At 67.1% G+C, this 11,972-nt stretch carries 11 protein-coding genes and 1 pseudogene; 7 read left to right on the top strand and 5 right to left on the bottom strand.

The features are described 5' to 3' along the window. Both HMPREF2581_RS26865 and HMPREF2581_RS26870 read right to left on the bottom strand, forming a co-directional pair. Window positions 1-904: pseudogene (locus tag HMPREF2581_RS26865) on the bottom strand (PA2928 family protein); the annotation flags it as partial. Between the two features lie 122 nt (window positions 905-1,026). Next, a complete protein-coding gene (locus HMPREF2581_RS26870; RefSeq protein ID WP_003091040.1) occupies window positions 1,027-1,641 on the bottom strand; it encodes a LysE family transporter in 615 nt (204 codons plus the stop codon). Between the two features lie 65 nt (window positions 1,642-1,706). Between HMPREF2581_RS26870 and HMPREF2581_RS26875 the strand changes: the two genes are divergently transcribed. Further along, on the top strand, window positions 1,707-2,633 hold the full coding sequence (locus tag HMPREF2581_RS26875; protein WP_003138647.1) for a LysR family transcriptional regulator: 927 nt from the start codon (window positions 1,707-1,709) through the stop codon (window positions 2,631-2,633). 10 nt (window positions 2,634-2,643) lie between these two features. On the opposite strand, the gene HMPREF2581_RS26880 is transcribed toward HMPREF2581_RS26875, so the two are convergent. After that, a complete protein-coding gene (locus HMPREF2581_RS26880; protein ID WP_003138646.1) occupies window positions 2,644-3,234 on the bottom strand; it encodes a TetR/AcrR family transcriptional regulator in 591 nt (196 codons plus the stop codon). Between the two features lie 125 nt (window positions 3,235-3,359). Between HMPREF2581_RS26880 and HMPREF2581_RS26885 the strand changes: the two genes are divergently transcribed. The 3 genes from HMPREF2581_RS26885 to cif all read left to right on the top strand — a co-directional run bounded on the left by HMPREF2581_RS26885 (window position 3,360) and on the right by cif (window position 6,694). Then, window positions 3,360-4,469 carry an alkene reductase gene (locus HMPREF2581_RS26885; protein ID WP_003101455.1) on the top strand — a complete coding sequence of 370 codons (1,110 nt, stop codon included), beginning with the start codon at window positions 3,360-3,362 and terminating at the stop codon, window positions 4,467-4,469. A 65-nt stretch (window positions 4,470-4,534) separates the two neighbouring features. Then, window positions 4,535-5,713, top strand: coding sequence for an MFS transporter (locus HMPREF2581_RS26890; RefSeq protein WP_003091044.1), 1,179 nt, complete (start codon window positions 4,535-4,537; stop codon window positions 5,711-5,713). A 21-nt stretch (window positions 5,714-5,734) separates the two neighbouring features. Then, a complete protein-coding gene (gene cif / locus HMPREF2581_RS26895; RefSeq protein ID WP_003110290.1) occupies window positions 5,735-6,694 on the top strand; it encodes a CFTR inhibitory factor Cif in 960 nt (319 codons plus the stop codon). Between the two features lie 19 nt (window positions 6,695-6,713). On the opposite strand, the gene HMPREF2581_RS33680 is transcribed toward cif, so the two are convergent. Further along, window positions 6,714-6,845: a hypothetical protein gene (locus tag HMPREF2581_RS33680; RefSeq protein WP_003091046.1), complete on the bottom strand. Its 132-nt coding sequence runs from the start codon at window positions 6,843-6,845 to the stop codon at window positions 6,714-6,716. Window positions 6,846-7,303: 458 nt separating this feature from the next. On the opposite strand from HMPREF2581_RS33680, the gene HMPREF2581_RS26910 reads away from it, so the two are divergent. Together HMPREF2581_RS26910 and HMPREF2581_RS26915 are read left to right on the top strand one after the other, a co-directional pair. Then, window positions 7,304-7,885 (top strand): cytochrome b, encoded by a 582-nt coding sequence (locus HMPREF2581_RS26910; protein ID WP_003110288.1) that lies wholly within the window; start codon window positions 7,304-7,306, stop codon window positions 7,883-7,885. 155 nt (window positions 7,886-8,040) lie between these two features. After that, window positions 8,041-8,289 carry a hypothetical protein gene (locus HMPREF2581_RS26915; RefSeq protein ID WP_016254239.1) on the top strand — a complete coding sequence of 83 codons (249 nt, stop codon included), beginning with the start codon at window positions 8,041-8,043 and terminating at the stop codon, window positions 8,287-8,289. A gap of 55 nt (window positions 8,290-8,344) precedes the next feature. On the opposite strand, the gene HMPREF2581_RS26920 is transcribed toward HMPREF2581_RS26915, so the two are convergent. Beyond that, entirely contained in the window at window positions 8,345-9,874 is a 1,530-nt protein-coding gene (locus tag HMPREF2581_RS26920; protein WP_009313844.1) for a nucleobase:cation symporter-2 family protein, read from the bottom strand. Between the two features lie 428 nt (window positions 9,875-10,302). Between HMPREF2581_RS26920 and paaP the strand changes: the two genes are divergently transcribed. Continuing rightward, window positions 10,303-11,913, top strand: a complete 1,611-nt coding sequence (paaP, locus tag HMPREF2581_RS26925) for an aminopeptidase PaaP (protein WP_003101464.1) — start codon at window positions 10,303-10,305, stop codon at window positions 11,911-11,913. Window positions 11,914-11,972 lie beyond the last annotated feature (59 nt).

The raw sequence follows: 11,972 nt of genomic DNA on the forward strand, positions 1-11,972 counted from the left end.
GTTGGTGCGGGTCGATCTGCGCCGGGGCAGCGGCTGGATCGGGCAGCAGGCCAGCCTGCAGGAAGGCCGCGTCGAGCAGTGGACGCAGTCGATTCTCCGCCGGCGACCGCCAATCCAGGGTGCCCAGTGACAGGCGCTGGCGTCGCGCCCGTTGGTTCGCTGCCGGCAGCGCCTCGCCACGCTCCAGCGCGCGGGCCTCGTGATCGCTGGCGAGGATCAGCAGGCGTCCGTCGGGCAGGCGCGTCAGGCCCGGCGCCTGCCAAGCGATCCCGGCACTCGCCGGCGGCGGCGGGTCGCCGTGGAAATACCGCGCGGCATCGACTTCCGGGGCTTCGCGCAGGGCCAGGCTGTCGCCGTCGAGGAACCAGACGCGACCGTCCAGGGCGAGCATCAGCAATCCGCCCCGGCCTTCGTCGTAGCGATAGGCGTCCTTCCCCCAGGGCGCCGACTTCAACGGCAGGCCGCCAGTGCGCCGCTCCAGTTCGTCGAACGCCAGCGCAGGGGCAGCGTCGCGCCGGTCGAGTACGTAGAGTTCGTTGCGCAGGAAGAACAGGTAGCGCGACGACTGGCCCAGCAGTTCGCCGGAACCCCAGTCGTCGCCGCGCTCGTTGTCGGCATCCAGGCGCATGCTCCAGCGCAGGCTGCCGTCCTCCAGGTCGACCACCTGGGCATAGCTGCGGCTGCTGCCGTGTACCACGCCGTTGTCCACTTCGTTGGCGCGATAGTCGTCGAGGGTGAACGCCAGGTAGGAATGGCCCTGTTCCTCGAAGACCAGTTGCGGCCCGCTGAACCCGGCCTCGTCGTACTGGCCGAGAATGAAATGGATGGCCACCGGCAAACCGACCAGCAGGCCCAGGCCGAGTACCGCCCAGAGGACGGCGAAAAGCGTCGCTCCCTTCTTCATGCAACTCCCATGCGTCCCGCGATCCTGGGACCGTCCCTCAACTGGCGACGGCATGAACGGCGCATTCTAGGGAGCCGCCGGCCTCGCTTCAAAGGCGGCAAGCGGCCATCAGTGATCCATGCTCATGGGCTTTTCGCCCCCAGCAGGACGCCGAAACCGACCAGCAGGGCGCCAAAGAACTGGTCGATGCGCCGGCGGAAACGCAGGAGCCGGCCGCGCACCGCCGGGCTCGAGAGAAAGCAGGCGACCAGGCCGAACCAGGCCACGTGGGCGAGCGCGATGAAGGCCCCGTAGCCTAGTTGCGCCGGCAACGCGGTATGCGGATCGATCACCTGCATGAACAGGCTGACCACGAACAGGCAGGTCTTCGGATTGAGCGCATTGGTCAGGAAGCCGCTGCGCAACATCGCCCAGGACGAAACCCCGGCGCCGCCCGCCGCCTCCTCCGCCACCGTGTCCTCTCGCGCCAGCAGCATGCGCAGGCCGAGGAACACCAGGTAGGCGGCGCCCGCCAGCTTCAGCGCGGTGAACAGCGCCAGCGACTCGCGCACCAGCACGCCGACGCCGAGGATGCTGTAGCCGACATGTACCGTCACCCCCGCGCCGATGCCCAGCGCGGTGAGCAGGCCGGCGCGGCGGGAATACAGCAGGCTGTTGCGCGAGACCATGGCGAAATCGGCGCCGGGGCTGATCACCGCAAGCACGGTGATGGTCAGGAAAGCTAGCAACTCTGTCATGCCTGGAAGGCTCCAAGGTAGAATGGATGGCACAATCTACCGGTCTCCAGCGCCGAGCGAGAACGATGAATACTGACAATCATGGTGAGGAAAACTCACCATTCAGGCGCCGCCGCCTGCCCTCGCTGAACGCCCTGCGCTGCTTCGAGGCCGCCGCCCGCCTGGAGAACTTTTCCCGTGCCGCCGAGGCCCTGTGCCTGACCCACGGCGCCATCAGCCGCGCCGTGCGGACCCTGGAGGAGGAACTCGGTTGTGCGCTCTTCGAACGCCGCGGCCAGCGGGTTTTCCTCAGCGAGGCCGGCAGGCGCCTGCTCGCCGGCACCGGCCCGGCCCTCGACCTGATCGAGCGCACCGGCGAGGCCCTGCGCGCGGAGGCCGGACCCACCGCGGTGGTGCTGTCCTGCGAACCGACCTTGCTGATGCGCTGGCTGATCCCGCGGATCGCCGGATTCATGCAGGAACAGCCACGACTGTCGATCCAACTGGTCGCCGGCGGCGGGCCGTTCGCCTTCGGCCGCGGCATCGACCTGGCGATCCGCCGCAACGACTTCCCCTGGCCGCCCGGCAGCCATGCCCACTGGCTGTTCGACGAGCAGATCGGGCCGGTCTGCCGGGCGAGCGACGTCGAACGGCATTTCCACCTCGATGCAGACCCGCCCGGGCTTCGCGCCGTCGCACCGCGCCTGCACACGGCGACCCGCCCGCAAGCCTGGAACACCTGGACCCGTCTCGCCGGACAGGCGCCGGCGACGACCGAAGGGCAGCGCTTCGAGCACTTCTACCTGAGCCTGCAGGCGGCCGGCGCCGGACTCGGCGTAGCCATCGGCCCCTGGCAACTGGTGCGCGACGATCTGTCCGCCGGCCTGCTGGCGGCGCCGCTGGGATTCCTCGCCGACGGCAGCAGCTATCACCTGCTGACCCCGCGACCGTTGCAGGCCGGAGAGCCTGCCACCCTGCTGCTGGAATGGCTGCGCCGCAGCGCGGCGGCCTGATGCGACCCGCTCAGGGCCAGGCGCGCAGCGCCCGTTCGACCACCGCCAGCAGGCGCTCGCAAGGCACCCGGTCCTTGGCCTGCACGCTGAGGCCGAACAGCACGGTGGCATAGAAGGTCGCCAACTCCTCCATGTCGGTGTCCGCCGCCAGGTCGCCGTCAGCGATGCCGCGCCGCATGCGCTCACGGAACAGGCGGATCGACTCGCCGCGCTCGGCGCTCAACGCGTCCCGCACCGCCTCGCTTTCCGGGGTTCCGGTCAGCGCCGCGAGCACCACCAGGCAACCGCGCGGGAACTCATCGGAACAGAAGCGCGCGACGGTCTCGCGGAGCAGCTCGGCCACGCCCTCGCGGGCGCTCGGCGCGCCATCGAGGACATCCCGGCGATAGCGGCCGTGCTGGCCGAGATAGTGGGCCAGGGCTTCGCGGAACAGCCCTTCCTTGCTGCCGAAGGCGGCGTACAGGCTGGGCGGCCTGATTTCCATCGCCTCGGTCAGGGCCGCCAGCGAAGCGCCTTCGTAGCCACGCACCCAGAACACGTCCATGGCTCGCTGCAGGGCGGTGTCCCTGTCGAATGCCCGTGGCCTGCCTCGCGTTGCCATCCTGACCTCCATTATTTGTATCGATCACTATAAATTTACTTGACGAGCGTTGCCGTCGCCATATTATTTAGCGACCGATACAGATATTCAAGCCATCTCCCTGCCGCCTTCGAAAGGAAAAGACCATGTCCAACCTGCTCCTCTCCCCGCTCGCCGTAGGCAACCTGGCCTTGCGCAACCGCATCGTCATGGCGCCGATGACCCGCTCCCGGGCGCAACAGCCGGGCGACGTGCCGACCGCCCTGAACGCTCTCTACTATGCGCAGCGCGCCGGCGCCGGGCTGATCGTCAGCGAGGGCACGCAGATTTCCCGCCTCGGCCAGGGCTACGCCTACACCCCCGGTATCTACAGCGAGGCGCAACTGGCCGGCTGGCGCCAGGTCACCGAGGCGGTGCACGCCGCCGGCGGACTGATCGCCGCGCAGCTCTGGCATGTCGGGCGCATGTCGCATCGCTCGCTGCAGGCCGGCGGCGAGGCGCCGATCGCGCCCTCGCCGATCCAGGCCAAGGCCCAGGTGTTCATCGCCGATGGCCAGGGCGGCGGATCCATGGCGCCGGCCGACGCGCCGCGGGAAATGACCCTGGAAGACATCCGCCGGGTCCGCGACGAATTCGTCCGCGCCGCGCGCAACGCGCTCGACGCCGGCTTCGACCTGGTCGAGCTGCATGGCGCCAATGGCTACCTGATCGACCAGTTCCTCGCCAGCGCCAGCAACCGGCGCAGCGATGCCTATGGCGGTAGCCTGGAGAACCGCGCGCGGTTCCTGCTGGAGATCGTCGACGCGCTGGTCGCCGCGGTCGGTGCCGAGCGCGTCGGCCTGCGCCTGTCGCCCTGGGGCACGATCAACGACATGCACGACGACGAGCCGGAAGCGATGACCCTTTACCTCGCCGAAGCCCTGCAGCGACGCGGCATCGCCTACCTGCACCTGGCCGAGTGGGAATGGAGCGGCGGCCCGGCCTACCCGCAAGGCTTCCGCGAGCGCCTGCGCGAACGCTTCCGCGCGCCGCTGATCGTCTGCGGCAACTACGACGCCGAGCGCGCCGAAGCGATACTCCAGGCCGGACTGGCCGACGCGGTGGCGATCGGCCGGCCGTTCATCGCCAACCCCGACCTGGTCGAGCGGATCCGTCTCGGCGCGCCGCTGGCCGAGGCCAACCAGGCGCGGTTCTACGGTGGCGACGCCGCCGGCTACACCGATTACCCGACCCTCGGCCAGTCCGCTACGGCCTGATTCCCTTCCCTCCCATGCATCGTTCCCGGGCGCGGCCACGGCTGCGCTCGCGGAGGAGTCTTGCCGTGCTATTGCCGATCCTCCTGCTGGCCGCCGCCGGCTTCACCATCCTGACCACCGAGTTCGTCATCGTCGGCCTGCTCCCGGCGCTTGCCGCAGACCTCCAGGTCAGCGTCGCCCAGGCCGGCCTGCTGGTCAGCCTGTTCGCCTTCAGCGTCGCCGCCTTCGGTCCGTTCCTCACCGCCGCGCTGGCGGGCGTCGAACGCAAGCGGCTGTTCGTCGCCTGCCTGCTGCTGTTCGCCGCGGCCAATGCGCTGGCCGCCGTGGCCGGCGATATCTGGACGATGGCCGTGGCGCGCTTCGTCCCGGCCCTGGCGCTCCCGGTGTTCTGGGCCATGGCCAGCGAAACCGCCGCGCACCTGGCCGGCCCCTCGCGCGAAGGGCGCGCCGTGGCGCTGGTGTTCTTCGGCATCGTCGCCGCCACCGTGCTCGGCATTCCCATCGGCACGCTGATCGCCGACGCCTGGGGTTGGCGCCTGGCATTCGCCGCACTCGCCGCGCTGGCCCTGGCCAAGGCGCTGCTGCTGGCCGCCTGGCTGCCGCGCATTCCCGGACGGCCGGGTGTCTCGCTGCGCAGCCAGGCGAGCGTGTTGCGCCAACCGCTGGTGCTCGGCCACCTGTTGCTGTCGCTGCTGGTCTTCACCGGCATGTTCACCCCCTACACCTACCTGGCCGACATCCTCCAGCGCCTGGCCGGCTTCAGCGGTTCGCTGGTCGGCTGGACGCTGATGGGCTTCGGCGCGGTAGGCCTGCTCGGCAACTGGCTCGGCGGGCGCCTGGTGGATCGCAGCCCACTGGGCGCAACCCTGCTGTTCGTCCTGCTGATGGCGCTGGGCATGCTCGCCCTGGTGCCGACCCTCGGCAACGCCTGGCTGCTCGCCGCCACCCTGGCGACCTGGGGCGTGGCCCAGGCAGCACTGTTCATCGTCGGCCAGGTGCGGGTGATGAAGTCCGCGCCGCGGGCCCCGGCGTTCGCCGCCTCGCTGAACATCTCCGCCTGCAACGCCGGGATCGGCATCGGCGCCCTCGCCGGCAGCCGGGTGATCGACGGCAGCGGCCTGGCGCCGCTCGGCGAGGTCGGCGCGCTGGTCTGCCTGGCGGCGATGGCCGTGGCCCTGCTGCTGATGCTGGCGCCACGCCAAGCTGCCACCGAGCCGTCCCTCGGCGGCCACATCCCTCACTGACCCCACCAAGGAAGCACAACCATGATCCTCGATAGACTCTGCCGCGGCCTCCTGGCCGGCATCGCCCTGACCTTCTCCCTGGGCGGCTTCGCCGCCGAGGAATTCCCCGTCCCGAATGGCTTCGAAAGCGCCTACCGGGAAGTCGACGGTGTGAAGCTGCACTACGTGAAAGGCGGCCAGGGGCCGCTGGTGATGCTGGTGCACGGCTTCGGCCAGACCTGGTACGAATGGCACCAACTGATGCCGGAACTGGCCAAGCGCTTCACCGTGATCGCGCCGGACCTGCCCGGCCTCGGCCAGTCCGAGCCGCCGAAGACCGGCTATAGCGGCGAACAGGTCGCCGTCTACTTGCACAAGCTGGCCCGGCAATTCAGCCCGGATCGCCCGTTCGACCTGGTGGCCCACGACATCGGTATCTGGAACACCTACCCGATGGTGGTGAAGAACCAGGCCGACATCGCCCGCCTGGTGTACATGGAAGCGCCGATCCCGGACGCGCGGATCTACCGCTTCCCGGCCTTCACCGCCCAGGGCGAGTCGCTGGTCTGGCACTTCAGTTTCTTCGCCGCCGACGACCGCCTGGCGGAAACCCTGATCGCCGGCAAGGAACGCTTCTTCCTCGAGCACTTCATCAAGTCCCATGCCAGCAACACCGAGGTGTTCAGCGAGCGCCTGCTGGATCTGTACGCCAGGTCGTACGCCAAGCCGCACAGCCTGAACGCCTCGTTCGAGTACTACCGCGCGTTGAACGAGAGCGTGCGGCAGAACGCCGAACTGGCGAAGACCCGCCTGCAGATGCCAACCATGACCCTCGCCGGCGGCGGCCACGGCGGCATGGGCACGTTCCAGCTGGAGCAGATGAAAGCCTATGCGGAGGACGTCGAAGGCCATGTCCTGCCCGGCTGCGGCCACTGGCTGCCGGAAGAGTGCGCAGCGCCGATGAATCGCCTGGTGATCGACTTCCTCAGCCGCGGTCGCTGAGTCGTCCCGGTCCGGGCGATCAGAACTGCTCGCCCGGGCAGAACAGGCAGCGCAGCAGCAGGGTCATGAGCACGACAGCGCCGGAAACCAGCAGGTAAGGCAACGGGGAGAACAGGTCGTCCTGGTCCTTGCCATCGTGCTCACTACTCATGCTCTCACCTCGAGAATCGTCATGGCGGAAAAGACGCAGGATATGCACTTGCCGTCCTTGAAAGTGCACGGCGAAGTGTTCGAAGACTATAGAAACGAAGCGATCGAGTTCAATTACATCTGTGTCAGCTTGCTGTCGGCAAAACGTCAGCGGAAAGACAACGGAATATATTTCCCGATAATGCTTGCGGGGTCTGCCGCGCGCCGCCCCCAGGCTCTCCCAGCGTGAGGAATAGCCTCGGCGAAGGAAAAACCCACTTACAATGACCCCGACCCGGAATTATTCCGCCAAGTGGGCTCCGTTTCGGAAAAAAGCGACTCGCAGCACTGTTTCGGTGCAATAACGTCACATGTGAAAGTTTCGATTAAGTTTTCCGTTATCGATTATCCATAAATACGTTTGATCGCTCTCCGGACGTTTCATAGATTGCACGCCTTCACTCTCTGCGAGGCATTCCCGTGACGCATCCAGCGACCGTCTACAGCCTGTCCACCCGCCTGCTGCACTGGAGCATGGCGTTCTGTTTCATCGGCGCGATCGTGCTGGCCTATTTCGTCATCTGGGTGCTCGGCCACGACCACCCGCAGCGCCTGCCGGTACTCAACCTGCACTGGGTGCTGGGCCTGCTGGTCGGCCTGCTGCTGATCCCTCGGATCGTCTCACGGCTGCGCGGGCCGCGCCTGCCAGCGGTCCCCGGCACGCCGCTGGAGCACCGCCTGGCGCACTACGCGCACCTGTCGCTGTATGCCTTGATGCTGGTGATGCCGCTCACCGGCTACGTCGGCACCCGCCTGCCCACCGACTTCGGCCTGTTCGTGGTACCCAGCTTCAAGGACACCGCGCTGTTCGCCTGGATTTCGCAAACCTGGAACCTGAGCTGGGAGGCATTCGAGAAGCCCTTCGACGCCGTTCACCGCGTGGTCGGCCTGTGGCTGAGCACCTCGGTGGTGCTGCTCCATGCGCTCGCCGCCGGCTATCACCAGTGGGTCCGCCGCGACGGCACCCTGGAGCGCATGCTCGGCCGTCGCCAGCGCCGCTGAGCGGGGCCCTTCGTCGGCTCTCGCGGCGGCTCGGCGACGATCTGCTATAGAGGTAGGGACACGCAGGGAAAACCTCGCCGCCCCGAGGCTCCTCCGTGGCAACCACAGGCGTCGCGCAGGTAGCCGGGTCGGCCTCCGACAGAGAGGAGCACGCCATGGCCAGCCTGCACTGCCAGCATCGCAGCTACACCATCACCGCCGACGTCGTCGAGCATCCGGGCATTCCCACGCCCTGGGCCGGTGGCTGCCACATCACCGATCCCGAAGGCCACACCAGCAAGCGCATCGCCCTGCCCGTGCGCTTCGCCTTCCTCGCCAACCTGGAAAACGCCCAGCGCGCCTCCATCGCCCACGGCAAATGGCTGGTGGACCAGCGCCTGGACCGCGGCAAGGCGCTGTTCTGAAGCGCACAACGAAAACGGCCCTCGCAAGGAGGGCCGTCGTTCATCGCGGCGCCGCTCAGGCGCTGCCGGCTTCAGCGGTTTCGCTGCGCCGTCGCGGCGGCGCGCCATGGCTGTCGTCGCCGGCCAGCGGCACTTCGTTGCCCTGGGCGTCGTACAGCTTGCCGTCGAGGAAATAGTCGCCTTCGTGCAGGGCGGCGATGTCCTGGTAGCGCAGGGTCCGCTCGCTGGCGGCGACGAACACCGACTGCTGGTCGGAGTTGCCGGCAGTGAAGTGGTTGAACGCCAGGTTGAGCAGGATCGCCATGATCGCCGAGGAACTGATGCCGGAATGGAAGATGGTGGCGAACCAACTGGGGAAGTGATCGTAGAACGTCGGCGCGGCGATCGGGATCATGCCGAAGCCGATCGAAGTGGCGACGATGATCAGGTTCATGTTGTTGCGGTAGTCCACCTTCGACAGGGTGCGGATGCCGCTGGCGGCGACCGTGCCGAACAACACGATGCCGGCGCCGCCGAGCACGGCGGTGGGCACCGCGGCGATCACCCGGCCCATCACCGGCAGCAGGCCGAGGATCACCAGGAACAACCCGCCGGTGGCGACCACGTAGCGGCTCTTGATCCCGGTCACCGCCACCAGGCCGACGTTCTGGGCGAAGGCGCTCTGGGTGAAGGAGCCGAAGATCGGCGCCAGCATGCTGGAGAACATGTCCGCGCGCAGGCCGTTGCCCAGGCGCCGCGAGTCGACCTTGGTGTCGATGATCTCGCCTACCGCGAGGATGTCCGCCGAGGTTTCCACCAGGGTCACCATGATCACGATGCACATCGAGATGATCGCGGCGACCTGGAAGGTCGGCATGCCGAAGTGGAACGGCGTGGGAAACGCCACCAGCGGGCCTTCGGTGACCTTGGAGAAGTCGGCCATGCCGAGGAACACCGCGATGACGGTGCCGATGACCATCGCCAGGAGGATCGACAGGCGCGAGATCGAGGCGCTGCCGAGCTTGCTCAGCAGCAGCACGATGACCAGGGTGATCGCCGCCAGGCCGATGTTGGCCATGCTGCCGAAGTCCGGCGCGTGGCTGTTGCCGCCCATCGCCCAGCGCGCGGCGACCGGCATCAGGGTCAGGCCGATGGTGGTGATGACGATGCCGGTCACCAGCGGCGGGAAGAATTTGGTGATGCGCGAAAAGATCGGCGTGATCAGCAACCCGATCAGCGAGGCCGCCATCACCGCGCCGAGCACTGCGGGAATGCCGCCGCTGCCACCGCTGCCGATGATCGCCACCATGGTCGCCACGCCAGCGAAGGACACCCCCTGGACCAGCGGCAACTGACAGCCGAAGAACGGCACGCCGAGGGTTTGCAGCAGGGTCGCCAGGCCGCCGGCGAACAGCGAAGCGGCGATCAGCAGGCCGATGTCGCCGGGCGCGAGGCCAGCGGCCTGGCCGAGGATCAGGGGGACCGCGACGATACCGCCATACATGGTCAGCACATGTTGCAGGCCGTAGGCCATGTTGGCGCCGACACCGAGGTTCTCGTCTTCAGGCCGTGGAACGGATGGAGTTCCGGAGGACGTCGTTTTCATGGTGCGCTGTTCTCGCTTTTATTGTTGTGCGCACACTGTAGACAATTCGATCCGAAAATATCCAGAAGAATGTATACAAAAATTCCAACAAATCTGTGACAGCGCTGCCGCCGGTCACCTCCGCTCGCGCGCTTATCCGCGCGCCAGACAGTTTCCTTCCTGCTGCGCCATCCTCCCAGCCCCGACCAACGGCCATGGGCCCGCGCCGAAGGGCATTAACGATAGAAAGCCGCCCTCCATCCCGCCAGCGAGCTATCAGCAATTCTTCCGCGAAAAGTTGATGAAATTCACATTTCAGGAATTACGCCAGGACAGCCCGGAAAGCGCTCCTAGTCTGGCAGTCAGGCCGTGCCCGAGGCGACATTTCGGGCAATAGCGCCATGCCATCAACGGCTTATCGATCATCGCCTCACAAGGAACGGAGTCTCATGAGCAACAAGAACAATCTCAGATACGCACTCGGCGCCCTCGCCCTCTCGGTTTCCGCCGCATCCCTGGCGGCGCCTTCGGAAGCGCAACAGTTCACCGAGTTCTGGACCCCCGGCAAACCCAACCCGTCGATCTGCAAATCGCCGTTGCTGGTCAGCACCCCGCTTGGCCTGCCGCGCTGCCTGCAAGCCAGCAACGTGGTCAAGCGCCTGCAGAAGCTGGAAGACATCGCCAGCCTCAACGACGGCAACCGCGCCGCCGCCACGCCGGGCTACCAGGCCTCCGTCGACTACGTGAAGCAGACCCTGCAGAAAGCCGGCTACAAGGTCAGCGTGCAGCCCTTCCCGTTCACCGCCTACTACCCGAAAGGCCCGGGTAGCCTGAGCGCCACCGTGCCGCAGCCGGTCACCTACGAATGGGAGAAGGATTTCACCTACCTGTCGCAGACCGAGGCAGGCGACGTCACCGCCAAGGTGGTCCCGGTGGACCTGTCCCTCGGCGCCGGCAACACCTCCACCAGCGGTTGCGAAGCGGAAGACTTCGCCAACTTCCCGGCCGGCTCGATCGCGCTGATCCAGCGCGGCACCTGCAACTTCGAGCAGAAGGCCGAGAACGCCGCGGCCGCCGGCGCCGCCGGGGTGATCATCTTCAACCAGGGCAACACCGACGACCGCAAGGGCCTGGAGAACGTCACCGTGGGCGAGTCCTACGAGGGCGGCATCCCGGTGATCTTCGCCACCTACGACAACGGTGTGGCCTGGTCGCAGACCCCGGACCTGCAGTTGCACCTGGTGGTCGACGTGGTACGCAAGAAGACCGAGACCTACAACGTGGTCGCCGAGACCCGTCGCGGCAACCCGAACAACGTGGTGATGGTCGGCGCGCACCTCGACTCGGTGTTCGAAGGCCCCGGTATCAACGACAACGGTTCGGGCAGCGCCGCCCAACTGGAGATGGCCGTGCTGCTGGCCAAGGCGCTGCCGGTCAACAAGGTGCGCTTCGCCTGGTGGGGCGCCGAGGAAGCCGGCCTGGTGGGCTCGACCCACTACGTGCAGAACCTCGCCCCGGAAGAGAAGAAGAAGATCAAGGCCTACCTGAACTTCGACATGATCGGCTCGCCGAACTTCGGCAACTTCATCTATGACGGCGACGGTTCCGACTTCGGCCTCCAGGGTCCGCCCGGCTCGGCCGCCATCGAGCGCCTGTTCGAAGCCTACTTCCGCCTGCGCGGCCAGCAATCGGAAGGCACCGAGATCGACTTCCGCTCCGACTACGCCGAGTTCTTCAACAGCGGCATCGCTTTCGGCGGCCTGTTCACCGGCGCCGAGGGCCTGAAGACCGAAGAGCAGGCGCAGAAGTACGGCGGCACCGCCGGCAAGGCCTACGACGAGTGCTACCACAGCAAGTGCGACGGCATCGCCAACATCAACCAGGACGCCCTGGAGATCCACAGCGACGCCATGGCCTTCGTGACCAGCTGGCTGTCGCTGTCGACCAAGGTGGTCGACGACGAGATCGCCGCCGCCGGGCAGAAAGCACAATCGCGGTCGCTGCAGATGCAGAAGAGCGCCAGCCAGATCGAACGCTGGGGTCACGACTTCATCAAGTAACCGCAACTACCCTGCGCCGGGCCGCCGGCGCAGGTTCCCCATCCAGGCCCGGCTCATCC

Origin of the sequence: Pseudomonas sp. HMSC057H01 (genome assembly GCF_001836405.1) — a bacterium.
In the GTDB taxonomy this organism is placed as follows: domain Bacteria; phylum Pseudomonadota; class Gammaproteobacteria; order Pseudomonadales; family Pseudomonadaceae; genus Pseudomonas; species Pseudomonas aeruginosa.